Genomic DNA, 26,051 nt, shown 5'->3' with positions numbered 1-26,051 from the left:
TCACCGTCCAGGGGACGGTGACCGGGCCACGGCCGTTCCCCCCGCAACCGCCGGAGGACAAAGGCAGGAGCCCTGTCTCCCCCGCCTGGGCGGGGGAGACAGGGCTCCTTGGGTACTGCTTAATCCAGCCGCGATCCGGCCGGCCAGGCGACTAGGCCGGGGTGACGTTCTCCGCCTGCGGGCCCTTCGGACCCTGCGTGACGTCGAAGTTCACCTGCTGGTTCTCCTCGAGGGAGCGGAAGCCAGAGGCGTTGATCGCGGAGTAGTGGACGAAGACATCCGGGCCGCCGCCGTCCTGGGCGATGAAGCCGAAGCCCTTTTCAGCGTTGAACCACTTCACGGTTCCGGTAGCCATGAGCCCTCCTATGGGCCAAAGGGTCGCCCTGCTCCAGAACCTGCTAAGAAGTCTGAAAACTACAAAAGCCTGCGGGTTACATGCTCCGCAGGCCTCGTACTGCAAGGGAAACCAAACTGCAACTTGCGTCGAGCCTAGCACGCACCCTCGGGGCGAGACCAGAGGGAAAGATCACGTCACCCGGACGTTTGAGACCCGCCTGATCGCTGACGGAGAGCCGGGGGCTAGTCTCGCGATGTGGACGTCTATCGCAGCCGGCCCCGTGTCGGCCACATCCAGTTCCTGAACTGCCTTCCCCTCTACTGGGGACTGGCCAGAACCGGCACGTTGCTGGACATGGACCTGACCAAGGACACCCCCGAGAAGCTCAGCGAGCGCCTCGTGCGGGGTGAGCTGGACATCGCCCCGATCACCCTCGTGGAGTTCCTCCGCAACGCCGACGAGCTCGTCGCCTTCCCCGATCTCGCGGTCGGCTGCGACGGTCCCGTCATGTCCTGCGTGATCGTCTCGCAGGTCCCGCTGGAGCAGCTGGACGGCGCCCGGGTCGCCCTCGGATCGACCTCGCGCACCTCCGTACGCCTCGCCCAGCTGCTGCTCGCCGAGCAGTACGGGGTCCGCCCCGACTACTACTCCTGCCCCCCTGACCTGGGGCTGATGATGCAGGAGGCCCAGGCGGCGGTGCTGATCGGCGACGCCGCACTGCGCGCCTCGCTGCACGACGCCCCCCGGCTCGGCCTGACCGTGCACGACCTCGGGCAGATGTGGAAGGACTGGACGGGACTGCCGTTCGTCTTCGCCGTCTGGGCGGCCCGCAAGGACTACCTCGCCCGTGAGCCGGAGGTGGTCCGTGAGGTCCACGAGGCCTTCCTCGCCTCCCGTGACCTCTCCCTCGAAGAGGTGACCAAGGTGGCCGACCAGGCGGCCCGCTGGGAGGCCTTCGACGCCGAGCTGCTGGAGCGGTACTTCACCACCCTCGACTTCCGCTTCGGTCCCGAGCAGCTGGCCGGCGTACGGGAATTCGCGCGCCGAACGGGGGCCGACACCGGGTACCCGACGGATGCCGCCGTAGAGCTGCTGAAGGCGCCCGTCCCGGAGCGCTGACCGTCTTATCCCGGTGATCTCCGGCGCCGCCAAACCGGTGATTGTTCCGTTTGCCGTGAATTCGTTCCCCTTTCGTATTCTCGTCCCTCGAAGGTGAATACGAACGAGGGACGGGGGATCCCATGGCATTCGGCAGGAACCGGCCCACCGGACCGATTGAACAGGTGCCCTGGGAAGAGATCACCCGGTTCACCGTCGGCCGGTCGCTGCGCGACGCCGTGCGCGCCTCCCGGCGCGGCGCGGGACCGTACGCGATACGCGTTCCGAGGACGCTCGGCGGGGACATGGTCCCGGCCGTGTTCATCACACCGGCCGTGCCCGGTGCCCCGCCGCGCCGGGGATTCCGGTTGTCCGCGGACGAGGGCGGTCCGCGCCCGCTGTGCTCGGTGGCCCCGGCCGGTCCCGAGCCGGGGGAGGGCCCCTACCGGGTCACCGGACCCGACGGGCGGGAGCTGGGCTCCGTCCACCGGACCCCGGCCGCGCAGCGGCTGGTCCGCCACGGCTGGTGGCTGGAGCGCCCCGGGCAGCCCGAGGCGGTGGCCGTGCGCGGCTGGGCCCGCGGCGGCCCCCGGCGGACCCTGGAACGCGGCGCGGGCAAGCTGCTGGGCGGCGTCGTCGACAACCTGCTGAGCCTGGGTGCCGAGGACGAGGCGGCCGACGGCCCGGCGCCGGTGGTCTGGCGGGCCGGGGAACGGCCCGTGCTCACCTTCCAGCCCTCCCAGGGCCCGCGCTGGTACACGGTGGACCGCGACGGCCCGCTCGACCCGCGGCTGGCCTTCGCCCTGGCGGTGCTGCGCGAGAGCGAGGTGTGGGGAGGTGACCGCCGCTGAACCCCGGCGACCGCGGCGCGCGTGAGTGGCCGCGGATCCGCGGTCCGGCGATGATGGGCAGACGTGGCCAGGACGCCCGCCCCCACGGTGGCGGTGAGCGCGGGCCGCGCGTACGTCACGGCGCGGCGCGGCCGTCGGCCCACCGCACGGATCCTGCACGGCCCCGCACCGGCCCCGGCCGGAGCCCGTGGCCTAGGAGGCGCTGTGAGCGACTACCCAGCGATCGCCGATCACGGAATCGTCGGCGACCTGCAGACCGCGGCGCTGATCGCCGCCGACAGCACCGTCGACTGGTGGTGCACCCCGCGGTTCGACTCTCCCAGCCTGTTCGCCTCGCTGCTCGACAGTGACCGCGGGGGCTACTGCCGCCTGCGCGCCGACATCGGCGACGACGCCACCGTCCGCCAGCTCTACCTGCCCGACACCGCCGTCCTGATCACCCGCTTCATGGCACCGGGCGGGGTCGGCGAGGTCGTCGACTTCATGCCGCCCGACACCTCCCCCACACCGTCGGCCCGGCACCGGCTGGTCCGTGCCGCGCGGGTGGTGCGCGGCAGCCTGCCGTTCGAGCTGGTGTGCCGGCCCCGCTTCGACTACGGCCGGGCCCCGCACGACCTCCACCGCCTCGACGACGGATCCGTCCTGTTCCGCGGACCCGGCACCGACCTGCACGTGCAGGCCACCGCGCCGGTCGACCTGCACGAGGAGGGCACCGACGTCCATGCCCGGTTCACGCTGAACGCCGGGGAGCGCGCCGCGTTCGTCCTCACCAGCGAGAGCGGCGGGCCGGCCGGGCTCAGCGGCCGCCCCGGCGGCCCGCTGCCCACCGCCGACACGGTCCTCGCCGACTTCGAGGAGTGCTCCGCGTTCTGGCGGAACTGGCTGCGTTCCTCCCGCTACCGGGGCCGTTGGCACGAGATGGTCGCCCGCTCGGCCATCACCCTCAAGCTCCTCACCTACGCCCCGACCGGTGCCCCGGTCGCCGCCGCCACCATGGGCCTGCCCGAACAGATCGGCGGCGAGCGCAACTGGGACTACCGCTACACCTGGGTCCGTGACGGCTCGTTGTCCGTGCGGGCCCTGATCGACCTCGGCTTCACCGCGGAGGCCGACGCCTTCCGCCGGTGGCTGCGCGCGCGCCTGGACGCCGGAGCCACCGAGTCGGGCGAGCCGCTGCAGATCATGTACCGCGTCGACGGCGAGCCCCACCTCACCGAGGAGACGCTCCCCCATCTGGAGGGCTACCGGGGCTCCGCCCCGGTGCGGGCGGGCAACGCCGCCGCCGACCAGATCCAGCTCGACATCTACGGCGAGGCGGTCTACGCCATCGCCCAGGCCGAGGACATCGGCGGCATCCGGGGCTGGCAGGCCTTCGCCGACGTCGTCGACTGGCTGACCGACCACTGGGACCGTCCCGACGAGGGCATATGGGAGACCCGGGGAGGCCGCCAGAACTTCACCTACAGCCGCCTGATGACCTGGGTCGCCTTCGACCGTGCCGTCCGGATCGCCACCGCCCGCTCCCGCCCCGGCGACATCGCCCGCTGGCAGGAAGCCCGCGACGCCGTCTTCCGGCAGGTCATCGACCGCGGCTGGAGCGCGGAGCGGCGCGCCTTCGTCCAGCACTACGACACCCACGTCCTCGACGCGTCCCTGCTCCTCATGCCCAAGGTCGGCTTCCTGACCCCCAACGATCCGGACTGGCTGAGCACCCTCGACGCCATGGACACCGAGCTGGTGAGCGACAGCCTCGTCTACCGCTACGACCCCGCCGCCTCCCCCGACGGCCTGCGCGGCTCCGAGGGCACCTTCAACCTGTGCACGTTCCTGTACGTGGAGGCCCTCGCCCGCGCCGGACGCCTCGACCAGGCCCGCTACGCCTTCGACAAGATGCTCACCTACGCCAACCACGTGGGCCTGTTCGCCGAGGAGATCGGCCCCTCCGGCGAACAGCTGGGCAACTTCCCGCAGGCCTTCACCCACCTGTCCCTGATCGACGCGGCCCTCGCCCTCGACGAGGAACTCGACCGCGCCGAGGGCCAGTCGGGCTGACCCGGTGAGTCAGTCCGGCTGACCCGGTGGGCCGCGCCGCCGTCACCGCGGGCCGGGCGGTCCTCCCGTACCGGTCGCCGCGTTCGCCGCGGTCGCCTGCCGGGGGCCGCGCGGCAGCAGCGCCGCTGCCGCCAGCCCCGCCAGGCCGATGACCCCGAGGACCGCCATCGCCGCGGCGTAGGCGCCCTGGCTGAGCCCCGAGACCAGGATCGTGCCCGCGACCGCGGTCCCCAGCGAGGAGCCGAGGTTGGAGACGCTGCGCGACAGCCCGGAGATCTCGCCCTGCCGGGACTCGGGGAAACACGACTGGACCACGTTCACCGACGGGGTGAGCATCACGCCCAGCCCAAGCCCGATCAGCAGCAGGCCCGGGGCGAAGGCCCAGACCCCGGGCGTCCGGGCGACCAGGGCCAGCAGCAGGGCGACGCCCGCGATCGTCACGACGAAGCCGGTCATGATCAGGGTGCGCTGCGCATGCCGCCGCGCCAGCTTCTCGGCGGCCAGCGACGAGGCGAGGATGCCCAGCGTCGCGGCGGTGAAGATCACGCCGGTCCGGATCGCGTCGTAGCCGCGCACCACCTGGAGGTAGGCGGCGACGGTGAACGAGACGCCCATCAGCATCAGCCACTGCGTGTTCTGGGTGACCAGGCCGAGGTTGGAGGTGCGGTTGCGGAACAGGCCGGTCGACAGCAGGGCCTCCCGGCCGGTGCGCTCGCGGGCCCGGACCCAGGCGAAGAACCCGGTCAGTACCAGGGCGCCGGCCACCAGGAGGCCCAGCGCCAGCCAGCCGTTGTTGTCCACCGCGAGGATGCCGGTCACCAGCAGCACCAGGCCCGCGGCCGACAGCACCGCCCCGACGGTGTCGAAGGGCCGCGCGGGGTCGGGCGGCAGCGGATCGGCGATGCCGCGGCTCAGCACCACGATCACCACGATCACCAGCGCCTGGAACACGAACGCCGCCCGCCAGCTGATCGCACTGGTGATCAGCCCGCCGATCAGCGGGCCGGCGGCCGCGCCGACCCCGCCCATCGCCATGATCGTGCCGAACGCGCGCGCCCGGGACGCGGTGTCGGTGAACAGCAGCGTGGTGAGGATGTAGACCGGTGGGATCAGCAGGGCCGTCCCGACCCCTTCCAGGATCGAGTTCCCGAGGATCAGCACCCCGAGCCCCGGCGCGAGCGCGCTGAGCACCGCCCCCACCCCGTAGACCACCAGACCCGCCACCAGGCAGCGCTTGCGGCCCCATTTGTCGGTCAGCTTCCCGCCCGGGATCATCAGCGCGGCCATCACGAGCAGGAAGATCGTGATGGCGATCTGGACGCCCTGCACCGTGGTGTCGAGGTCCTCGCTGATGTCGTTGATCATCACGTTCATGTTCGAGCCCGCGAAGCTGCAGATGAACTGCGCCAACGCCAGCGGGGCGAGCACGCCCCGCGCCGCCGGAGCAGGTCCTGGAGCTCCCGCGGCAGCCGATCCCGCCATGACACCCGTCCCGTCCGTCCGCCGGCCCCGGGGGCCGAACCCCTCGCCGCGCGCCGCCGCCGTCCGCGGACCGGCGCCGTCCGCCGCCCCGACCGTCCCACGGACACCCGCCGTCACGGCGAAGACGCGCAGCACCCGGGCGCGCCGGTCACCGTGATGCCTGCGGCGCCCGGCGGCCGGCCGTACGGGCCCGGCGAAGACGCAGGTGGGGGGAGCGAGTTGGGGAGTAGCCTGCTCGGGTGCGGCCGGCGCCGCCGGAGGCCGGACCGGACGCGACCCCGGCCGCGGCCCTGTACCCGATGCGGTTCCCCGGGGGATACAGGGACACCACACACACCGGGGGACGGGGGACGGGGACGCGATGCAGCCGCTCGAAGCCGGAGAGCCCCGGGTCATCGGCGCCTACCGACTGCTGGGCCGGCTCGGCGCCGGCGGGATGGGCCGGGTCTACCTGGGGCGCAGCGCGGGCGGCCGGACCGTCGCCGTCAAGATCGTGCACCCGCACTTCGCCGCCGACGAGGAGTTCCGCGCCCGGTTCCGTCGTGAGGTGGAGGCCGCGCGGCGGGTGGGCGGGGAGTGGACCGCGCCCGTGCTGGACGCCGATCCGGAGGCGGCCGTGCCGTGGGTGGCGACCGGGTACGTGGCGGGGCCGTCGCTGGACCGGGCGGTGGCCGGGCACGGTCCGCTGCCGCAGGCGTCGGTGCGGGCGGCGGGCGCGGGGCTGGCCCGGGCGCTGGTGGCGGTGCACGCGCTGGGACTCGTCCACCGGGACGTGAAGCCGTCGAACGTGATGCTGACCCTCGACGGGCCGCGGCTGATCGACTTCGGGATCGCGCGGGCCACGGACGGCACGGCCTCGCTGACCTCCACCGGGGTGTCCATCGGTTCGCCCGGCTACATGTCCCCGGAGCAGATCCTGGGCAAGGGCGTCACCGGTGCCTCGGACGTGTTTTCGCTGGGCGCGGTGCTGGCCTTCGCGGCGACCGGGCGGCCGCCGTTCACCGGGGACAACTCGGCGACCCTCCTCTACAAGGTGGTCCACGAGCCGCCGGAGCTGGACGGGGTCCCCGCCGGGGAGCTGCGCGACCTGATCGCGTCCTGCCTGGAGAAGGCGGCGGCGCGGCGCCCGGCGCCCGAGGCGCTCGTGGCCGCCCTGGGCGGGGCTCCGGGCGGCCGGGGGTGGCTGCCGGGGCCGCTGGTGGAGGAGGCCAGCCGGGCGGCGGTGGCCCTGCTGGACCTGGACGCCGATGCCTCCGAGGGCGGTGGCGGGGGACCGGCGGGGCCGGGCGCGGGCGGGGCGTTCGCGGGCGCCGGCTCGGGCTCCGGTTCCGGTTCCGGAGCAGGCTCCGGGTACGGTCCGGCCTCCGGCTCCGGGCCGGTGCCGTTCACGCAGGGGTCCTTCGGTGAACCCGTGGGCGTCGGCTTCGGCACCCCCGATCCGTCCTACGGGGGGCGGGTCCCGGGGGCCGCGCCGTACTCCGCCCCGGCGGGTCCGTACGGCTCCTTCGGCGCGCCCGGCGGCATCTACGGGGTCCCCACCGAGACGGCGGGCGGCGCGCGGGGCGCGGGCGGCGCGGCGGGTGTGCCCGGCGGCCCCGGCGGCCCCGGCGCGGCCGTGCCGGGGCAGCGGACGGCCGGTCCCGGCGGACGCCGGGCGAGCCTCAGCGTCGCGGGCCGCCGCTTCAGCTGCACCCTGGTGCTCGGCGCGGCCGCCGTGCTCGCGGCGCTGTCCGGAGGGCTGTACGGGACCGGGCTGCTGCCCGGTCAGGGGGACGCCCGGGACGCGGCGGCGGGCAGGCCCCCGACCGCCTCGACCCCGGATCCCGCCGCCTCCGCCCCCTCGTCCTCCCCCTCCGCACCGAAGGGGAAGCGCAACGAGGTGCCCGAGCAGTTCATCGGCACGTGGAAGGGCAGCGTCACCACCAGCATCAAGGCCACCACCGAGTTCGAGATCACCATCAAGGCCGGCAAGATCGGCGAGGTCGTCGGCCGGGACAAGTCGGTCCTGCCGGTCCTCGGCACCGACTGCAGCGGCGACTGGAGGCTGTCCTCCGCCACCGACGGCTCCCTGGTCCTGGACAGCTCGGTCGGCCCCAACCCGGCCCCGGGCATCTGCTCCGGCGGCTCCGCCGACGAGCGGTTCACCCTCAACCCCGGCGGCACGCTCCACTACAGGTCGGGCGACCGGGGGGCCGGCAACCCGGAGGGCGACCTCGTCCGCAGCCCCTGACGCGGGTCCGCGCCCCCTGGAGGAGCCCGGCACGGCCCCTGGCGTAGGCTGGATCGGTCCGAACCCCTTGACACACCGCCGAAAGGTGACGCACCGGTGACCGACCAGGCCGCTCTCCAGTCTGTCCTCGACCGTGCCGCCGCAGGGGGCCGGATCACCAGGGAAGAGGCGCTCGACCTCTACCGGCACGCCCCGCTGCACGCGCTCGGCCAGGCCGCCGACGCCGCGCGCCGGCTGCGCTACGCCGGTACGGAGCACATCGCGACGTACATCATCGAGCGCAACATCAACTACACCAACGTGTGCGTCACGGCGTGCAAGTTCTGCGCCTTCTACGCGGCCCCCAAGGACACGAAGAAGGGCTGGTCCCGCGACCTCGACGACATCCTGCGCCGCTGCGCGGAGACCGTCGAACTGGGCGGTACCCAGGTCATGTTCCAGGGCGGGCACCACCCGGACTACGGCGTGGAGTACTACGAGGAGCACTTCTCCGCCATCAAGAAGGCGTTCCCGCAGCTGGTGATCCACTCCCTCGGCGCGTCCGAGGTGGACCACATGGCCCGCATCTCCGGCGTCAGCGCCGAGGAGGCCATCAAGCGGATCCACGCGGCGGGCCTCGACTCCTTCGCGGGCGCCGGCGCCGAACTGCTGCCGGAGCGGCCGCGCAAGGCGATCGCCCCGCTCAAGGAGTCCGGCGAGCGCTGGCTGGAGATCATGGAGCTCGCCCACGGGCTGGGCGTGGAGTCCACCTCCACCATGCTGATGGGCACCGGCGAGACCAACGCCGAGCGCATCGAGCACATCGCGATGATCCGTGACACGCAGGACCGCACGGGCGGCTTCCGCGCCTTCATCCCGTACACGTACCAGCCCGAGAACAACCACCTCAAGGGCCGGACCCAGGCGACCGTCTTCGAGTACCTGCGCATGATCGCGATCGCGCGGCTCTTCCTCGACAACATCGCCCACATCCAGGGCTCCTGGCTGACCGTCGGCAAGGAGGCGGGCCAGCTCTCGCTGCACTACGGCGCCGACGACCTCGGTTCGATCATGCTGGAGGAGAACGTCGTCTCCTCGGCCGGTGCCAAGCACCGCTCGAACCGCCAGGAGATCATCGACCTGATCCGCAAGGCGGGCCGCGTCCCCGCGCAGCGCGCGACGACGTACGAGCACCTGCTGGTGCACGACGACCCGGCCAACGACCCCGTCGACGACCGCGTCGTCTCCCACATCTCCTCGACCGCGATCGAGGGCGGCACCGCGCACCCCGAGCTGAAGCTCATCTCCACGAACTGACGCCCGCCGATGCTGACGCTGCACACCGCCGAGCTGCTCGTCGCCGGACCGGGATCGGCGCCCGTCGAGGGCGGCGCGGTCCTGGTCGAGGGCGACCGGATCGTCCGCGTCGGCCCGTACGAGGAGCTCGGCGCGGCCGTCCCGCACGCCCGGGTCCGGCGCTGGCCCGGGGTGCTCACCCCGGGGCTGCTGGCCCGCGGGGCGGACGTCCTGCTGGAGGGGACGTACTACCCCGACGACCCGTCCGAGACCACCGATCTCGGCGCCGGACCGATCACCGGCGCCGAGGCGCTCGCGGCCCTGGGGATGACCGAGGCCCGCTGGGGCCACAGCGCCCGGCGCGGTACGCAGAAGCTGCTCGCGCGCGGGGTCGTCGCGGTGGCCGGGCGGTTCACGATCCCCTCGGTGCGCACCGCGGTGGTCCGCTCGGGCCTCACCGTCGTGCCTCCCGTCCCGTACGGGGGCACGCCGTCCCTCGACCCGTTCGCGGGGCTCCGCACGCCGCAGGAGGCCTTCCACGGGGAGCTGCGGGAGGGCGCGGCGGCCCGTTTCGCGGTGTTCGCCGTCGCCGGGCCGGCGGAGCTGCCCGAGCGGGGCGCGAGCACCTGCGTGGCCACCGTCATCGCGGGCCGGCTGCTGCACCGCCGCCGCTGATCCGTCCTCAGGGGACGCGGGGTCCGGCCAGGTAGGTGCCGTCGGCGGAGTAGGGCCAGGCGTTCGAGGTGCAGCCGAGCAGGCCCTTGATCTGCTGCATCATCGCGGGGGCGGGTGCTCCGGGGCGCGGGCAGGTCTCGTGCTCGTGGCCGAGTTCGTGGCCCACCTCGTGGTTGACGATCAGCGCCCGGTACTCCTGCGGGGACCCGCTGAACTGGGGCGAACCCTCCTGCCAGCGCTTGAGGTTCACCACGACGGTGTGGCCGACCCGGCAGTTCGTCTCCCCGACGAGCTCCGGCGTGACCACCTCGCACAGCCGGTCGGTGGTCCCGGGGGTGGCGATCTTGACGACGAAGTCCACGGGTTCCCCGCGCCCGGCCAGCCGGAAGCCGTACGCGGGGTCGCGTATCCAGCCGCGCCGGTCCCCGAGGATCGCCTCGACGGTCCGGGCCGCGCCGTCCGGGTCGACCCCGCTGCCGTTCTCCACCTCCACCCGCCAGCGCAGCGCCGGCCCCTCGCCCTGGGCCTTGCCGCCGGCCGAGGAGGCCGTGAACCCCACCGAGGGGGAGGTCCCGGGCCCCTGGGCGGCGCCGTCGGCGTTCCCCCGGTCGGAGCGGGCCGGGGGGCGTGCGTCGGCGGGGCGTGCGTCGGCGGGGCGTGCGTCGGCGGGGCGGTCCTGCGCCGGCCCGAGCCGGTAGGCGGCGACCGACAGGGCGGCTAACGCCGCCGCCCACAGGACCGTGCGGCGCAGCCGCCTGCGCCGCTCGATCCGTCCCGCGCTGAGTGTCTGGCCTGTCGGCATCCTGAAACCCTTTGTTCGGTATGTCCGTCCAGTGTGCCCGGCAGGCTTGTGGCCGCGCCGGATCCAGGGCGGGGCCGGACCCGGGACGGGGGCCTGAGAGGATGGGCCCGTACCCGCCGAACCGCAGATCCACCGAGCACCGAGGGGCCAACGCCAGTGACAAGGGCTTCCCTGGACAAGCAGCCGCACGAAGTCGCCTCCATGTTCGACGGTGTGGCCGCCAACTACGACCTCACCAACGACGTCCTGTCCCTCGGCCAGGCTCGGCTGTGGCGCAAGGAGGTCGCCAAGGCGGTCGCCGCCCGCCCCGGCCAGCAGGTGCTCGACCTGGCCGCCGGAACCGCGACCTCCTCGCTGCCCTTCGCCGCGACCGGCGCCTACGTCGTGCCCTGCGACTTCTCCCTCGGCATGCTGCGCGAGGGCAAGAAGCGCAACCCGTGGCTGCCGCTGACGGCGGGCGACGCGACGAAGCTGCCGTTCAAGGACGACGCCTTCGACACCGTGACGATCTCATTCGGCCTGCGCAACGTCCAGGACACCGACGCCGCGCTGAGCGAGCTGTACCGGGTGACCAAGCCCGGCGGACAGGTCGTGATCTGCGAGTTCTCGCAGCCGACCTGGGCCCCCTTCCGGACGGTCTACACCGAGTACCTGATGCGGGCGCTGCCGCCGGTGGCCCGCGCGGTCTCCTCCAACCCCGACGCGTACGTGTACCTCGCCGAGTCCATCCGCGAATGGCCCGACCAGCCCGCGCTGGCCGCCCTGCTGCAGAAGGCCGGCTGGGGCCGGGTCGCGTGGCGCAACCTGAGCGGCGGCATCGTGGCGCTGCACCGCGGGGTCAAGGCGTAGCGCACGGTGGAGACCCGGCCCTTCGACTACGCGGGACTCCTGGAGCGGGTCGCGGCCGACGTCGCCCCGCTCGTGGGCAGCGGCACCCCCGCCGAATACATCCCGGCACTGGCGTCCGTGGACCCCGGGCAGTTCGGGATCGCGATCGCCGACCTGGACGGGAACGTCTACGGGGCGGGGGACTGGCGCGTCCCCTTCTCCGCCCAGTCCGTCACCAAGGTCTTCGCGCTCGCCCTGGCGCTGGCGGAGGGCGGCGACAGCCTGTGGGACCGGGTGGGCCGGGAGCCCTCCGGCAACCCGTTCAACTCCCTGGTCCAGCTGGAGTACGAGAACGGCATCCCCCGCAACCCGTTCATCAACGCGGGCGCGCTCGTCGTCACCGACCGGCTGCAGACCCTGACCGGCGACGCGAGCAGCGAACTCCTGGACTTCCTGCGCCAGGAGAGCGGCAACCCGGACATCGGCTTCGACGCGGAGGTGGCCGCCTCGGAGCACGAGCACGGTGACCGCAACGCGGCCGTCGCGCACTTCATGGCCTCCTACGGCAACATCGACAACCCCGTACCGGCACTGCTGGACCACTACTTCTGGCAGTGCTCCATCGAGATGAGCTGCGCCGACCTCGCCCTGGCGGGCGGCTTCCTCGCCCGGCACGGCCTGCGCGCGGACGGCTCCCGGCTCCTCACCCGCAGCGAGGCGAAGCAGATCAACGCGGTGATGCTGACCTGCGGGACGTACGACGCGGCGGGCGAGTTCGCGTACCGGGTCGGGCTGCCGGGCAAGAGCGGGGTCGGCGGCGGCATCGTCGCGGTCGTCCCGGGCCGGTGCAGCCTGGCGGTCTGGAGCCCGGGGCTCGACGCCCAGGGCAACTCGGTCGCGGGCGTCGCGGCCCTCGACCGCTTCACGACCCTGACGGGCCTGTCCATTTTTTGACGCGCAGCTCGCACCGCTCAGCGCTGGCGCGCTTCCCGGGCTTCGCTGCGCTGCGCCGGACTCCGTCCGGCGGCCTGCCGGGCGGGGCCGCTGCCGGTGGCCGGTGTCCGGCCGTCGGGTGCGGGTGGGTGGCCGCTGCGCGGGGCTGCTCCCCTACCCGCCCTTCCACCGTTCCCGCCTCAGTCGCCGGCGCGGCTGGATGACCCGTGCGGGTCAGGACACGGCGCTCCGCGCCCGCGCCTCAAGCGCCGGCGGGGCTGGAATTGCCCTGCGGGCAATCCAGCCGCCGCCAGGCGGAAATCCAGCCTCGCCGGCGTTTGAGGCGCGGGGGTCCGGGGGCGGAGCCCCCGAAGGGGTCCGGGCGGAGCCCGGGGAACGGGGGAAGGGCGGGTAGGGGACAGCCCCGCGCAGCGGCAACCCCGCCCCCGGGGGGAACCGGCAGGCCCCCCTACCCCGCCACGAGCGACAGCTCGTAGCGCCGCCCCACCCGCCGGCCCCCCGGCAGGGGAAAGGTCTCCGCCAGGGTCATGCCCAGCCGCTCCGCCACCGCCGCCGAGCGGACGTTCGCATCGTCGATCATCGCCACCACCTTCGGCACCCCCGCCTCCCGCACCCGTTCCAGCGTCGCCAGCGCAGCGGCGTAGGCGTAACCCTGCCCCCACGCCTCGCGCCCGAGCCGCCAGCCGATCTCGATCTCGCCGACGGGGCCCCACGCCTTCGCCGCCGGCCACGGCTGCGCCCCCGTGAAGCCGAGGACCTCGCCCTCGCCGTCCAGGAGCGTCCACAGGCAGTACCCGAGCTGCGCGTCGTGCATCCGCTGCCGGGCGGTGATCTCCTCGTAGAAGGACAGCTCTGCCGGGCCGCCGAGGAACTCCATCACGTCGGGGTGGTCGAAGACGTGGTGCCAGGCGTGCGCGTCCTCGTCCGTCGGCACGCGCAGCGTCACGTCGGGGAGTGGCCGGGTCGGTGAGGTGGTCATCGGGGCAGCCCTTCGGGATCGCGATCTCTCTCGCTGCATAGACTGCGTCATGTCCCGTGCCGTTGGGCACCCCTTATCGAGCCTTCGGGAGACCCCGCAGTGACCGAGCCCCTCTCCGAACACTCCGCGGATGTGATCGTCGTCGGGGCCGGGCCCGCCGGCTCCACGACCGCGTACCACCTCGCCCAGGCCGGGCTGGACGTCCTGCTGCTGGAGAAGACGGCGTTCCCGCGCGAGAAGGTCTGCGGCGACGGTCTGACCCCGCGGGCGACCAAGCAGCTGGTGTCGATGGGCATCGACATCTCCGAAGAGGCCGGCTGGCTCCGCAACAAGGGTCTGCGCATCATCGGCGGCGGGCAGCGGCTCCAGCTGGACTGGCCGGAACTGGCCTCGTACCCGGACTACGGACTCGTCCGAAAGCGTGACGACTTCGACGAGACCCTGGCCCGCCAGGCGCAGAAGGCCGGTGCCCGGCTGTACGAGCGCTGCAACGTCGGCGAGCCCGTCCGCGACCCCCGTACCGGGCACATCACGGGCGTTCAGGCCAAGCTGGGCGAGGAGAAGACCCCGGTCACCTTCCACGCCCCGCTCGTGGTCGCGGCGGACGGCAACTCCTCGCGGCTGTCGCTCGCGATGGGCCTGCACCGGCGCGAGGACCGTCCGATGGGCGTCGCGGTGCGCACCTACTTCACCTCCCCCCGCCACGATGACGACTACCTGGAGTCCTGGCTGGAGCTGTGGGACCGGCGCGGCCCGCAGGACCGGCTGCTGCCGGGCTACGGCTGGATCTTCGGCATGGGCGACGGCACGTCCAACGTCGGCCTCGGCATCCTCAACTCCTCCTCCGCGTTCAAGGAGCTGGACTGGCGCGAGGTCCTCAAGGCCTGGTGCGCGTCGATGCCGGAGGACTGGGGTTACAGCCCGGAGAACATGACGCAGCCGATCCGCGGCGCGGCGCTGCCGATGGCGTTCAACCGTCAGCCGCACTACACCAAGGGCCTGCTGCTGGTCGGTGACGCGGGCGGGCTCGTCAACCCGTTCAACGGCGAGGGCATCGCCTACGCGATGGAGTCCGGGCAGATCGCCGCCGAGGTGATCGTGCAGGCCCACGCGCGGGCCACCCCGGCGCAGCGGGAACTGGCGCTGCACGGCTACCCGAAGGTGCTGAAGGAGACGTACGGCGGTTACTACACGCTGGGCCGCGCCTTCGTGAAGCTGATCGGCAACCCGACGGTCATGAAGATCGCGGCGCAGCGCGGTCTGACGCACCCGGTGCTGATGCGCTTCACCCTGAAGATGCTGGCGAACCTGACCGACCCGACGGGCGGCGACGCGATGGACCGCATCATCAACGGCCTCTCGAAGGTGGCCCCGAAGGCCTGAGGCGCGGCCCCTGGCGCCGCCGAGCCGCCTCCCGGTCCGTCGGGGGGCGGTTCAGTCGTTCCCGGGGCCCTCGGGGGCGTTCTGGACGTCGTGTACCGCGCGGACGCAGCGGGTCAGCAGGACCAGGCCGGACACCAGCAGGGCGCCCGAGAGGGTCCAGCCGAGGGCCAGGGTGAGGGGATGGCCCGGTTTCTGCCAGGGGCGGGCGGTGGTCAGGAGCCAGCCGCCGACGGCGAGGAGGGCGAGCCCGGCTGCGGCCGGGACGGCGGTGGGGTCGTCGCCGGTGCCGTGGTCCTCGTAGGACCGTCTGCTCACCGGGTCACCACCTCCAGGTCTCGGTCCGGCGCCCGCCCATCTTCTCAGGGCCCCGGGGGCTTGGGTACCGCGTGGCCGATCGCGCGCGGGCGCGCCCGAGGGCCGGCACTCCGCCCCCGAGCGGGGGAGTGCCGGCCCTCGTGGCGACCGGAAGGATCAGAGGACGCGGACGGCGCCCGTCGGCATGTCGTAGCTGAGGTTGCGCTCGACGATGCCGGTGCTGGGGTTCTGCGCGCCGACGAACTTGCCGCCGCCGACGTAGATGGCGACGTGGTAGGCGCTGCCCTTGGGGCCCCAGTAGAGGATGTCGCCGGGCTGGAGGTTGCTCAGCGAGACCGAGCTGCCGGCCAGCGACTGGTCCTGGGAGGTGCGGTCCAGGGAGATGCCCGCCTGGCGGTAGGCGGCCTGGACGAGGCCCGAGCAGTCGTACGCGGAGGAGCCGGTGGCGCCCATGACGTACGCCTTGCCGATCTGGGCGCGGGCGAAGTTCACGATGGCGGCGGCGGAACCGGTGGCCTTGGAGGAGGAACCGGTGCTGGCGGAGCCGCTGCCCGAGCCGTTGGAGGTGAAGCCGCTGTCGTCCGACGCGGAGGCGTTGGTGAGCGAGGTGCGGCCGGCGCCGCGGGTGGCGCGCTCGGCGTCGGCCTTGCGGTCGGCCTCCTGCTTGGCCTTCTGCTCGGCGGCCTTGGTGGCGTCTTCCTTGGCCTGCTTCGCCTCGGCGGCGGCACCCGTACGGGCGCTCTCCTCCTGGGCGTTCAGCTCGCCGGTCACGGCGGCCTCTACGGCGGCGACGCGGGTGTTCTCGGCGGCGGTGGTGACCGCGTTGGAGACCTCGGCGCCCAGGTTCAGGTCGAGGACCGGCATTTCGAGCGTCGTCTCGGCCACGGGCTCGGGGGACGAAGGGGTCGCGCTCGCGGTGCCGGCCATGGCGAGGGTGCTGAGGACGCCACCGGCAACTCCGGCGCGAACCGCGAGCTTCGAGGCGCTACGGCGCGGCTTCCGGTGGCTGGGTATGTGAGCGGTGTGGGACATGGGACAACCGCTATCAGGGGTGCCGGGTTTCCTTCAAGAAACGTGGTCTGCGCCACAGTTGCGGAATTCGGCCGCGAACCGGGCGCGTCGCGATGCTTATTGACGCCGTAACGGGCGAAACGGACACACCCTCACAAGGCTGTGATCATGGGGTTTCAGCAATAAGTCCGAATTGATCCACTGCCTACCATCGACCCGCACAGATGGCCAAGCCCCCTTTTCGCGGTCTCGATCCGGTGTGGTGCAGGTCACAGTTACCTCCTGTCGTGAGGGCGCTGTGGCCGGTCCGTGATCCGACCGTGAACTTGCCGTGCGGTTCGTGAACGGATGCACAGCATCGACCCCCCGTTCCGCTCGCCGTCGACTCTCGGCCACCGCGTCCACTCCCGTACCCCCGGGCCCCCCGACCGGGGGACGTGGGTTCCCTTATCACCTGGGCGGAGGGAGGGCCAATTTGCCTGCGATGGACATCATTTGATAGGGCGACACGCCTTTCACCTGGGACGACGGGCTCGGATGTCACCTTTGGTGATCATGTGGATGCCTTGCGTACGAAGATCACCCCTCGATGGGCTTCATGATCGTTCGTCAGGTGGTGGAGATCACAAACTCGGTGTTGTTACCCGTGTCGCAGATCACAGACCGGCAGGCATAAGATGCGCACCAGCCCGGCTTGTGAACTGCCTCACATGCGGTCCCCCGGCTCCCGGGGCGATCTTCACGAGGGGGGAGCTCACCCGTCGCCGGCGCAGCGGTCCAACGGTCAAGGACGACTGGAAGGAGCGAGGAGCGTGAATGCGTACGCACCCATCCTCGTGCTCGGCGCCATCGGCGCAGGGTTTGCGATCTTCTCCGTGGTCATGGCCACGCTGATCGGCCCAAAACGGTACAACCGGGCGAAGCTTGAAGCCTACGAGTGCGGCATCGAACCCACCCCGATGCCCGCCGGGGGCGGTCGCTTCCCCATCAAGTACTACCTGACGGCGATGCTCTTCATCGTCTTCGACATCGAGATCGTCTTCCTCTACCCCTGGGCCGTCACCTTCGACTCCCTGGGGATCTTCGGGCTCGTCGAGATGCTGCTCTTCGTGCTCACCGTCTTCGTCGCCTACGCCTACGTCTGGCGCCGCGGCGGCCTGGAATGGGACTGAGGGGCTGAATTTTCCATGGGACTGGAAGAGAAGCTGCCGAGCGGCTTCCTGCTGACCACCGTCGAACAGGCCGCGGGCTGGGTGCGCAAGTCATCCGTCTTCCCGGCAACCTTCGGCCTGGCGTGCTGCGCCATCGAGATGATGACCACCGGAGCCGGCCGCTACGACCTGGCCCGCTTCGGCATGGAGGTCTTCCGCGGCTCCCCGCGCCAGGCCGACCTGATGATCGTCGCCGGACGGGTCAGCCAGAAGATGGCGCCGGTGCTGCGCCAGGTGTACGACCAGATGCCCGCCCCCAAGTGGGTCATCTCCATGGGCGTGTGCGCCTCTTCGGGCGGAATGTTCAACAACTACGCGATCGTCCAGGGCGTCGACCACATCGTCCCGGTGGACATCTACCTCCCCGGCTGCCCGCCCCGCCCCGAGATGCTGATGGACGCGATCCTCAAGCTCCACCAGAAGATCCAGGGCTCCAAGCTCGGCGTGAACAGGGAAGAGGCGGCGCGCGAGGCGGAGGAGGCGGCCCTCAAGGCCCTCCCCACCATCGAGATGAAGGGGCTCCTCCGGTGAGCGACGACCCGGCCGTCGAGAACGGCAACGCCGAGAACGGCAACAACGTCCCCGCTCCCCGTACCTCGGCCGGGCCCGAGGTGATCGGCGTGCGCAAGGGCATGTTCGGGGCGGAGAACGGCGGCGACACCAGCGGCTACAGCGGCCTCGTCCGCACCGTCGCCCTGCCCGGGGCGACCGCCCGCCCCTACGGCTCCTGGTTCGACGAGGTGGCCGACGAGCTCGAAGGCGCCCTGGAGGAGCAGGACCTGCTCCCCGGGCACGCCATCGAGAAGACGGTGGTGGACCGCGGCGAGCTCACCTTCCACATCGCCCGCGAACACCTCGTACGGGTGGCCTCCACCCTGCGCGACGACCCGGCGCTGCGCTTCGAGCTCTGCACCGGCGTCAGCGGGGTCCACTACCCCGGCGACAAGGGCCGCGAGCTGCACGCCGTCTACCACCTGCGCTCGCTCACCCACGGCAGGATCGTCCGCCTGGAGGTGTCGGTCCCCGACGCCGACCCGCACGTGCCGTCCCTGGTCGCGGTGTACCCGACCAACGACTGGCACGAGCGCGAGGCCTACGACTTCTTCGGCATCGTCTTCGACGGCCACCCGGCCCTCACGCGGATCATGATGCCGGACGACTGGCAGGGCTTCCCGCAGCGCAAGGACTACCCGCTCGGCGGCATCGCCGTCGAGTACAAGGGCGCCCAGATCCCGGCTCCCGACCAGCGGAGGTCGTACAGCTGATGAACACCCCGAACGCATCGCACCCCGCGTCCTCCCGCGAGACCACCGAGGGCACCGTCCACACCGTCACCGGCGGCGACTGGGACGAGATCGTCCAGTCGGCGGCCCGCGCCGACGACGAGCGCATCGTCGTCAACATGGGTCCCCAGCACCCCTCCACCCACGGGGTGCTCCGGCTGATCCTGGAGATCGACGGCGAGACGGTCACCGAGGCCCGCTGCGGCATCGGATACCTGCACACCGGCATCGAGAAGAACCTCGAATTCCGCAACTGGACGCAGGGCACCACCTTCGTCACGCGCATGGACTACCTGACGCCGTTCTTCAACGAGACGGCGTACTGCCTCGGCGTCGAGAAGCTCCTCGGCATCACCGACCAGGTCCCGGACCGCGCCACCGTCATCCGCGTCCTGCTGATGGAGCTCAACCGGCTCTCCTCCCACCTGGTGTGCATCGCCACCGGCGGCATGGAGCTGGGCGCGACCACGATCATGATCTACGGGTTCCGGGACCGCGAGCTGATCCTCGACGTCTTCGAGCTGATCACCGGCCTGCGCATGAACCACGCCTTCGTCCGCCCCGGCGGCCTCGCCCAGGACCTGCCCCCCGGCGCGGTCGACCAGCTGCGCGAGTTCGTGAAGACCATGAAGAAGAACCTGCCGGAGTACGACAAGCTCGCCACCGGCAACCCCATCTTCAAGGCCCGCATGCAGGACGTCGGCTACCTCGACCTCACCGGCTGCATGGCCCTGGGCGCCACCGGCCCGATCCTGCGCTCCGCCGGGCTGCCGCACGACCTGCGCAAGGCGGACCCGTACTGCGGCTACGACACCTACGAGTTCGACGTCCCCACCACCGAGAGCTGCGACTCCTACGGACGCTTCCTGGTCCGCCTGGAGGAGATGCGCCAGTCCCTGCGGATCGTCGAGCAGTGCCTGGACCGGCTGGAGCCCGGCCCGGTCATGGTCGCCGACAAGAAGATCGCCTGGCCCGCCCAGCTCGCGATGGGACCCGACGGCCTCGGCAACTCCCTCGACCACATCAAGAACATCATGGGCACCTCCATGGAGGCCCTGATCCACCACTTCAAGCTCGTCACCGAGGGCTTCCGGGTACCGGCCGGGCAGGCGTACGCCGCCGTGGAGTCCCCCAAGGGCGAGCTCGGCGTGCACGTCGTCTCCGACGGCGGAACCCGCCCCTACCGGGTCCACTTCCGCGACCCGTCCTTCACCAACCTGCAGGCCATGGCCGCGATGTGCGAAGGCGGCCAGGTCGCCGACGTCATCGTCGCCGTCGCCTCCATCGACCCCGTGATGGGAGGCGTCGACCGATGACAGCCAATCCGACCGGTCAAGGGGTGAGCCTGGGGATGCCCCAGCTTCCCGCCCCCGACTTCCCGGCCGACGTACGCGCCCGGCTGGAGGCCGACGCCGCCGAGGTCATCGCCCGCTACCCCGACAGCCGCTCCGCGCTGCTGCCGCTGCTGCACCTGACGCAGTCCGAGGAGGGCCACGTCTCGCGCACCGGCATCCGCTTCTGCGCCGAGGTGCTGGGCCTGACCACCGCCGAGGTCACCGCGGTCGCCACCTTCTACACGATGTACCGGCGCAAGCCCTCCGGCGACTACCAGGTCGGCGTCTGCACCAACACCCTGTGCGCCGTCATGGGCGGCGACGCCATCTTCGACGAGCTCAAGCAGCACCTGGGGGTCGGCAACAACGAGACCACCCCCGACGGCAAGGTGACGCTGGAGCACATCGAGTGCAACGCGGCCTGCGACTACGCCCCCGTGGTGATGGTCAACTGGGAGTTCTTCGACAACCAGACCCCCCAATCCGCCAAGGCCCTCGTCGACGACCTGCTGGCCGGGCGCCCCGTCGAACCGACCCGGGGCGCGCCGCTGTGCACGTACAAGGAGACCGCCCGGATCCTGGCGGGCTTCCCCGACGAGCGCGAGGGCGCGGTGGCCGCGAGCGGCGGCGCCGGACCCGCCTCCCTGATCGGACTGCGCATCGCCCGCGGCGAAGCCCCGCACGCCCCGGTCGTGCACCCCCGCGGCGAGGCCCGCGGCGAAGCCACCACAGAGGGAGGGGAGTGATGAGCGTGTCCACGGAACTCAGCAAGAACGGCACCAGCCCGGAGAAGCTCCTCGCGCCCGTCCTGTCGGCGTTCTGGGACGAGCCCGAGTCGTGGACGCTGGAGACCTACCGGCGCCACGACGGGTACGAGGGCCTGCGCAAGGCGCTCGCGATGACCCCGGACGAGGTGATCGCCTACGTCAAGGACTCCGGACTGCGCGGACGCGGCGGCGCGGGCTTCCCCACCGGAATGAAGTGGCAGTTCATCCCGCAGGGCGACGGCAAGCCGCACTACCTCGTCGTGAACGCGGACGAGTCGGAGCCGGGAACCTGCAAGGACATCCCCCTCCTCTTCGCCAACCCGCACTCCCTCATCGAGGGAATGATCATCGCCTGCTACGCGATCCGGTCGGAGCACGCCTTCATCTACCTGCGCGGCGAGACCGTCCCCGTGCTGCGGCGCCTGCACGAGGCCGTGCGCGAGGCGTACGCGGCCGGGTACCTCGGCAAGGACATCGACGGCAGCGGACGCGACCTCGACATCACGGTGCACGCGGGAGCGGGCGCGTACATCTGCGGCGAGGAGACGGCACTGCTCGACTCCCTCGAAGGCCGGCGCGGTCAGCCCCGGCTGCGTCCCCCCTTCCCCGCGGTCGAGGGGCTCTACGCGTGCCCCACTGTCGTCAACAACGTCGAATCCATCGCCTCGGTTCCCGCGATCCTGAACAAGGGCAAGGACTGGTTCAAGGCGATGGGGACGGAGAAGTCCCCCGGCTTCACGCTCTATTCGCTGTCCGGGCACGTCGTCGGCCCCGGCCAGTACGAGGCGCCCCTCGGCATCACCCTGCGCCAGCTCCTCGACATGAGCGGCGGCATGCGCCCCGGCCACCGGCTGAAGTTCTGGACCCCCGGCGGCTCCTCCACCCCCATGTTCACCGACGAGCACCTCGACGTCCCGCTGGACTACGAGGGCGTCGGCGCGGCCGGCTCCATGCTCGGCACCAAGGCCCTCCAGTGCTTCGACGAGACCACCTGCGTGGTGCGCGCCGTCACCCGCTGGACCGAGTTCTACGCCCACGAGTCCTGCGGCAAGTGCACGCCCTGCCGCGAGGGCACGTACTGGCTCGTCCAGCTGCTGCGCGACATCGAGGCCGGCAAGGGCGTCATGTCCGACCTCGACAAGCTGAACGACATCGCCGACAACATCAACGGCAAGTCCTTCTGCGCCCTCGGCGACGGCGCCGCCAGCCCCATCTTCTCCTCGCTGAAGTACTTCCGCGCCGAGTACGAACAGCACATCACGGGCAAGGGCTGCCCCTTCGACCCCAGGAAGTCGACCCTCTGGGCTGACACGGAGGTGAACGCATGACCGTCACCACGAACGCTCCGACCGGTGGCGGAGAGGCCGCCGTGCCCCCCGACTCCGTGTCCCTGACCATCGACGGGCTCGAACTGTCGGTCCCCAAGGGCACCCTCGTCATCCGGGCCGCCGAACAGCTCGGCATCGAGATCCCCCGGTTCTGCGACCACCCCCTCCTCCCCCCGGCCGGCGCCTGCCGCCAGTGCATCGTCGAGGTCGAGGGCCAGCGCAAGCCGATGGCCTCCTGCACGATCACCTGCACCGACGGCATGGTCGTCAAGACCCAGCTGACCTCCCCGGTCGCCGACAAGGCCCAGCGAGGGGTGATGGAGCTGCTGCTCATCAACCACCCGCTGGACTGCCCCGTCTGCGACAAGGGCGGCGAATGCCCCCTGCAGAACCAGGCGATGTCCCACGGCAACGCCGAATCCCGCTTCGAGGGCCACAAGCGCACCTACGAGAAGCCCGTCCCGATCTCCACCCAGGTGCTCCTGGACCGCGAACGGTGCGTGCTGTGCGCGCGCTGCACCCGCTTCTCCAACGAGATCGCCGGCGACCCCATGATCGAGCTGCTGGAACGCGGCGCGCTCCAGCAGGTCGGCACCGGCGAGGGCGACCCCTTCCAGTCGTACTTCTCCGGCAACACCATCCAGATCTGCCCCGTCGGCGCCCTCACCTCGGCCGCCTACCGCTTCCGCTCCCGCCCCTTCGACCTCGTCTCCTCCCCGAGCGTGTGCGAGCACTGCGCGGGCGGCTGCGCGACCCGGACCGACCACCGGCGCGGCAAGGTGCTGCGCCGCCTCGCCGCCGAGGACCCCGAGGTCAACGAGGAGTGGATCTGCGACAAGGGCCGCTTCGGGTTCCGCTACGCGCAGCGCCCGGACCGGCTGACCACCCCGCTGGTGCGCGGCGCCGACGGCGTCCTGGCCCCGGCGAGCTGGCCGGAGGCCCTGGAGGCCGCCGCGCGGGGGCTGGCCGCCGCACGCGGCCGGGCCGGCGTGCTGACCGGTGGCCGGCTCACCGTCGAGGACGCCTACGCGTACGCCAAGTTCGCCCGGGTCGTCCTCGACACCAACGACATCGACTTCCGGGCCCGGGTGCACAGCGCGGAGGAGGCCGACTTCCTGGCCGCCACCGTGGCGGGCACCGGCAAGGACCTCGACGGCACGGGCGTCACGTACGCCTCCCTGGAGGCCGCGCCCACCGTGCTGCTCGCCGGGATCGAGGCCGAGGAGGAGGCCCCCGGGGTCTTCCTGCGGCTGCGCAAGGCCCACCGCCGCAACAGGCAGCGGACCTTCGCGCTGGCGCCCTTCGCCACCCGCGGCCTCGCCAAGGCGGGCGGCACCCTGCTGGCCGCCGCCCCCGGCACCGAGCCCGAGTGGCTGGAGGCCCTCGCGACCGGGACCGGACTGGAGGCCGGCGGCGCCGAGGCCGCCGAGGCGCTGCGCAGGCCCGGCTCGGTCCTCGTGGTCGGGGAGCGCCTGGCCGGCGTGCCCGGCGCGCTGACCGCCGCCGTACGGGCCGCGACCGCGACCGGGGCCCGGCTGGTGTGGATCCCGCGCCGGGCCGGGGAGCGGGCCGCCGTCGAGGCGGGCGCGCTGCCGTCCCTGCTGCCGGGCGGCCGCCCGGCCACCGACCCGCGGGCCCGTGCCGAGGTCGCCGGCGCCTGGGGGCTGGACGAACTCCCGCACCGCTACGGCCGGGACACCGGGCAGATCGTGGAGGCGGCCGCCACCCGCGAGCTGTCCGCACTGCTGGTCGCGGGCGTCGAACTCGCCGACCTGCCGGACCCGCGGCGGGCCGAGACCGCCCTGGAGGAGGCCTTCGTGGTCTCCCTGGAGCTGCGGCCCGGCGCGGTCACCGACCATGCGGACGTGGTCCTGCCGGTCGCCGCCGTCGCCGAGAAGACGGGCACGTTCATCAACTGGGAAGGCCGGGTCCGGCCGTTCGAGGCCGCCCTCAAGCCCGACCAGATGACCCGCCGGCTCGCCCCCGCCGACGCCCGCGTGCTGCACATGCTGGCCGACGCGGCCGACCGGCCGATCGGGCTGCCCGACGTACACGCCGTACGGCGCGAGCTGGAGCGGCTCGGCCCCTGGGAGGGGGAGCTCGCGGCGGAGCAGTCCACGGCCACCGAGCCGCTGCCCCGCCCCGGCGCGGGCGAGGCGGTCCTCGCGGGCCACCGGCTGCTGCTGGACCAGGGCCTGCTCCAGCAGGGCGACGACGCCCTGGCCGGCACCCGGCACGAGGCGAACGCCCGGCTGTCGGCCGCCACGGCCGCCGAGACCGGCGTCAAGGACGGCGACCTCCTCGCCGTCACCGGCCCGGCCGGCCCGGTGGTGCTGCCCCTGAAGGTCACCGAGATGCCCGACCGGGTGGTCTGGCTCCCGCTGAACTCCACCGGCCGCGGCGTCCTCGCCGACACCGGAGCCCGTCCGGGCACCCTCGTGCGGATCGGCCCGGCGACCCCGGCCGACAGCAGCGACCCCGATGCGGAGGTGGGCGCGTGAACGCGGTACAGCTCGCTGCCGAGGACCTCTCCCTGTTCGGCAGGGACGTCTGGTGGCTGGTCCTCGTCAAGGCGGTGTTCTGCTTCGCCTTCCTGATGGTGACCGTGCTCTTCTCCATCGTGTGGGAGCGCAAGGTCGTCGCCTGGATGCAGCTGCGCATCGGCCCCAACCGGCACGGCCCCTGGGGCATGCTCCAGTCCCTCGCCGACGGCGTGAAGCTCATGCTGAAGGAAGACCTCATCGTCAAGCGGGCCGACAAGGTCGTCTACGTCCTGGCCCCGATCATCGCGGCGATCCCGGCCTTCATGGCCATCGCGGTGATCCCCTTCGGCCCGGCCGACGACCAGGTCTCCATCTTCGGCCAGCGCACCTCGATGCAGCTGACCGACCTGCCCATCGCGATGCTCTACGTCCTCGCGGTGGCCTCCGTCGGCATCTACGGCATCGTCCTCGCCGGCTGGTCCTCCGGCTCCACGTACCCGCTCCTCGGCGGCCTGCGCTCCTGCGCGCAGATGATCTCGTACGAGATCGCGATGGGCGCGGCCTTCGCGTCGGTGTTCCTCTACTCCGGGTCGATGTCGACCTCGGCGATCGTGGAGGCGCAGGCGGACCGCTGGTACATCGTGCTGCTGCCGGTGTCCTTCATCATCTACGTCATCACGATGGTCGGCGAGACCAACCGCGCCCCCTTCGACATGCCGGAGTCCGAGGGCGACCTGGTCGGCGGTTTCAACACCGAGTACTCCTCCATCAAGTTCGCGCTGTTCATGCTGGCCGAGTACGTCAACATGGTCACCGTCTCGGCGGTCTCGGTCACCCTCTTCCTGGGCGGCTGGCGGGCCCCGTACCCGATCAGCCACTTCTGGGAGGGCGCGAACCACGGCTGGTGGCCGATGCTCTGGTTCGTCATCAAGGTGCAGCTGCTGCTGTTCTTCTTCATCTGGCTGCGCGGCACGCTGCCGCGCGTGCGCTACGACCAGCTGATGAAGCTCGGCTGGAAGGTGCTGATCCCGGTCTCCGTGGTGTGGCTGATGCTGGTCGCCACCGTCCGGGCGCTGCGCAACGAGCGCTACGACTTCAGCGAGATCGTCCTCTACGTGGGCGGCGCGGTCGTCGCGATCCTGCTGCTCTCCTTCGTCGCGGACCTCTTCCGCGACAAGCGGGAGAAGGCGGCGGCCGAGGAGGCCGGCGAGGCCGAGGCGGCCAGGGCCTTCGACCCGATGGCGGGCGGCTTCCCCGTACCGCCCAAGCCCGGCCAGCACCTGGCGCCCGTACCGCGCCGGCGCCCCCGCGCGGAGCGGGAGCTGATCGTCAGCGGCGGGGCGAACCCCGACAGCGACCGAGAGGAGGGTTGA

The 26,051-nt window shown here is 72.1% G+C and carries 23 protein-coding genes; 17 read left to right on the top strand and 6 right to left on the bottom strand.

What is annotated here, in order from left to right:
• Positions 1–151: 151 nt before the first annotated feature.
• Positions 152–355: a cold-shock protein gene (locus ABZW32_RS27515; RefSeq protein ID WP_007265804.1), complete on the bottom strand. Its 204-nt coding sequence runs from the start codon at positions 353–355 to the stop codon at positions 152–154.
• Positions 356–592: 237 nt separating this feature from the next.
• Between ABZW32_RS27515 and ABZW32_RS27510 the strand changes: the two genes are divergently transcribed.
• The 3 genes from ABZW32_RS27510 (at position 593) to ABZW32_RS27500 (ending at position 4,338) form a co-directional block, all read left to right on the top strand.
• On the top strand, positions 593–1,456 hold the full coding sequence (locus ABZW32_RS27510; protein ID WP_356220639.1) for a menaquinone biosynthesis protein: 864 nt from the start codon (positions 593–595) through the stop codon (positions 1,454–1,456).
• A gap of 164 nt (positions 1,457–1,620) precedes the next feature.
• Complete coding sequence (locus ABZW32_RS27505) at positions 1,621–2,286, top strand: hypothetical protein (RefSeq protein WP_356220637.1); 666 nt, start codon at positions 1,621–1,623, stop codon at positions 2,284–2,286.
• 204 nt (positions 2,287–2,490) lie between these two features.
• The gene (locus ABZW32_RS27500; protein WP_356220635.1) at positions 2,491–4,338 is read left to right on the top strand and encodes a glycoside hydrolase family 15 protein; all 1,848 of its coding nucleotides are present in this window, start codon (positions 2,491–2,493) and stop codon (positions 4,336–4,338) included.
• Between the two features lie 42 nt (positions 4,339–4,380).
• On the opposite strand, the gene ABZW32_RS27495 is transcribed toward ABZW32_RS27500, so the two are convergent.
• Complete coding sequence (locus ABZW32_RS27495) at positions 4,381–5,820, bottom strand: MFS transporter (RefSeq protein ID WP_356220632.1); 1,440 nt, start codon at positions 5,818–5,820, stop codon at positions 4,381–4,383.
• A gap of 361 nt (positions 5,821–6,181) precedes the next feature.
• Here ABZW32_RS27495 and ABZW32_RS27490 point away from each other — a divergent pair, with 361 nt between their 5' ends.
• The 3 genes from ABZW32_RS27490 (at position 6,182) to ABZW32_RS27480 (ending at position 10,000) form a co-directional block, all read left to right on the top strand.
• On the top strand, positions 6,182–8,050 hold the full coding sequence (locus ABZW32_RS27490) for a serine/threonine-protein kinase (protein ID WP_356220630.1): 1,869 nt from the start codon (positions 6,182–6,184) through the stop codon (positions 8,048–8,050).
• Between the two features lie 96 nt (positions 8,051–8,146).
• Positions 8,147–9,346 carry a cyclic dehypoxanthinyl futalosine synthase gene (mqnC, locus tag ABZW32_RS27485; RefSeq protein WP_356220627.1) on the top strand — a complete coding sequence of 400 codons (1,200 nt, stop codon included), beginning with the start codon at positions 8,147–8,149 and terminating at the stop codon, positions 9,344–9,346.
• A 9-nt stretch (positions 9,347–9,355) separates the two neighbouring features.
• Positions 9,356–10,000, top strand: a complete 645-nt coding sequence (locus tag ABZW32_RS27480) for a hypothetical protein (RefSeq protein WP_356220624.1) — start codon at positions 9,356–9,358, stop codon at positions 9,998–10,000.
• 7 nt (positions 10,001–10,007) lie between these two features.
• On the opposite strand, the gene ABZW32_RS27475 is transcribed toward ABZW32_RS27480, so the two are convergent.
• Positions 10,008–10,802, bottom strand: a complete 795-nt coding sequence (locus ABZW32_RS27475) for a DUF3152 domain-containing protein (protein ID WP_356220622.1) — start codon at positions 10,800–10,802, stop codon at positions 10,008–10,010.
• A 156-nt stretch (positions 10,803–10,958) separates the two neighbouring features.
• On the opposite strand from ABZW32_RS27475, the gene ABZW32_RS27470 reads away from it, so the two are divergent.
• Both ABZW32_RS27470 and ABZW32_RS27465 read left to right on the top strand, forming a co-directional pair.
• Complete coding sequence (locus ABZW32_RS27470; RefSeq protein WP_356220619.1) at positions 10,959–11,651, top strand: demethylmenaquinone methyltransferase; 693 nt, start codon at positions 10,959–10,961, stop codon at positions 11,649–11,651.
• Positions 11,652–11,657: 6 nt separating this feature from the next.
• Positions 11,658–12,584: a glutaminase gene (locus ABZW32_RS27465; RefSeq protein ID WP_356220618.1), complete on the top strand. Its 927-nt coding sequence runs from the start codon at positions 11,658–11,660 to the stop codon at positions 12,582–12,584.
• Between the two features lie 448 nt (positions 12,585–13,032).
• Here ABZW32_RS27465 and ABZW32_RS27460 read toward each other — a convergent pair whose 3' ends face one another.
• The gene (locus tag ABZW32_RS27460; protein ID WP_356220615.1) at positions 13,033–13,563 is read right to left on the bottom strand and encodes a GNAT family protein; all 531 of its coding nucleotides are present in this window, start codon (positions 13,561–13,563) and stop codon (positions 13,033–13,035) included.
• Positions 13,564–13,662: 99 nt separating this feature from the next.
• On the opposite strand from ABZW32_RS27460, the gene ABZW32_RS27455 reads away from it, so the two are divergent.
• Complete coding sequence (locus ABZW32_RS27455) at positions 13,663–14,946, top strand: geranylgeranyl reductase family protein (protein ID WP_356220613.1); 1,284 nt, start codon at positions 13,663–13,665, stop codon at positions 14,944–14,946.
• 51 nt (positions 14,947–14,997) lie between these two features.
• Here ABZW32_RS27455 and ABZW32_RS27450 read toward each other — a convergent pair whose 3' ends face one another.
• Both ABZW32_RS27450 and ABZW32_RS27445 read right to left on the bottom strand, forming a co-directional pair.
• Positions 14,998–15,261, bottom strand: coding sequence for an LPXTG cell wall anchor domain-containing protein (locus ABZW32_RS27450; RefSeq protein WP_356220610.1), 264 nt, complete (start codon positions 15,259–15,261; stop codon positions 14,998–15,000).
• Positions 15,262–15,417: 156 nt separating this feature from the next.
• Positions 15,418–16,293, bottom strand: coding sequence for an NlpC/P60 family protein (locus ABZW32_RS27445; RefSeq protein ID WP_356220607.1), 876 nt, complete (start codon positions 16,291–16,293; stop codon positions 15,418–15,420).
• Positions 16,294–17,084: 791 nt separating this feature from the next.
• Between ABZW32_RS27445 and ABZW32_RS27440 the strand changes: the two genes are divergently transcribed.
• Genes ABZW32_RS27440 through nuoH form a run of 8 tightly spaced genes read left to right on the top strand, consistent with a single transcriptional unit; the run spans position 17,085 to position 26,051 of the window.
• A complete protein-coding gene (locus ABZW32_RS27440; protein ID WP_045946775.1) occupies positions 17,085–17,444 on the top strand; it encodes an NADH-quinone oxidoreductase subunit A in 360 nt (119 codons plus the stop codon).
• A 15-nt stretch (positions 17,445–17,459) separates the two neighbouring features.
• Entirely contained in the window at positions 17,460–18,014 is a 555-nt protein-coding gene (locus ABZW32_RS27435; RefSeq protein WP_007265818.1) for an NADH-quinone oxidoreductase subunit B, read from the top strand.
• Positions 18,011–18,748: an NADH-quinone oxidoreductase subunit C gene (locus ABZW32_RS27430; protein WP_356220604.1), complete on the top strand. Its 738-nt coding sequence runs from the start codon at positions 18,011–18,013 to the stop codon at positions 18,746–18,748. Before ABZW32_RS27435 ends, ABZW32_RS27430 begins: the two co-directional genes overlap by 4 nt.
• Complete coding sequence (locus ABZW32_RS27425; protein ID WP_356220602.1) at positions 18,748–20,082, top strand: NADH-quinone oxidoreductase subunit D; 1,335 nt, start codon at positions 18,748–18,750, stop codon at positions 20,080–20,082. The genes ABZW32_RS27430 and ABZW32_RS27425 overlap by 1 nt, the downstream gene beginning before the upstream one ends.
• Positions 20,079–20,846 carry an NADH-quinone oxidoreductase subunit NuoE gene (nuoE, locus tag ABZW32_RS27420; protein ID WP_356220599.1) on the top strand — a complete coding sequence of 256 codons (768 nt, stop codon included), beginning with the start codon at positions 20,079–20,081 and terminating at the stop codon, positions 20,844–20,846. The genes ABZW32_RS27425 and nuoE overlap by 4 nt, the downstream gene beginning before the upstream one ends.
• Positions 20,846–22,195: an NADH-quinone oxidoreductase subunit NuoF gene (nuoF, locus tag ABZW32_RS27415; protein WP_356220597.1), complete on the top strand. Its 1,350-nt coding sequence runs from the start codon at positions 20,846–20,848 to the stop codon at positions 22,193–22,195. The genes nuoE and nuoF overlap by 1 nt, the downstream gene beginning before the upstream one ends.
• A complete protein-coding gene (locus ABZW32_RS27410; RefSeq protein WP_356220595.1) occupies positions 22,192–24,696 on the top strand; it encodes an NADH-quinone oxidoreductase subunit G in 2,505 nt (834 codons plus the stop codon). The genes nuoF and ABZW32_RS27410 overlap by 4 nt, the downstream gene beginning before the upstream one ends.
• Positions 24,693–26,051 (top strand): NADH-quinone oxidoreductase subunit NuoH, encoded by a 1,359-nt coding sequence (gene nuoH / locus ABZW32_RS27405; RefSeq protein ID WP_356220592.1) that lies wholly within the window; start codon positions 24,693–24,695, stop codon positions 26,049–26,051. Before ABZW32_RS27410 ends, nuoH begins: the two co-directional genes overlap by 4 nt.

The sequence above is a fragment of the Streptomyces sp. NPDC004667 genome, assembly GCF_040609475.1.
Lineage (GTDB): Bacteria > Actinomycetota > Actinomycetes > Streptomycetales > Streptomycetaceae > Streptomyces.
The sequence above is the reverse complement of the archived record's forward strand: the minus strand, read 5'-3'. Positions and strand labels throughout refer to the sequence as shown.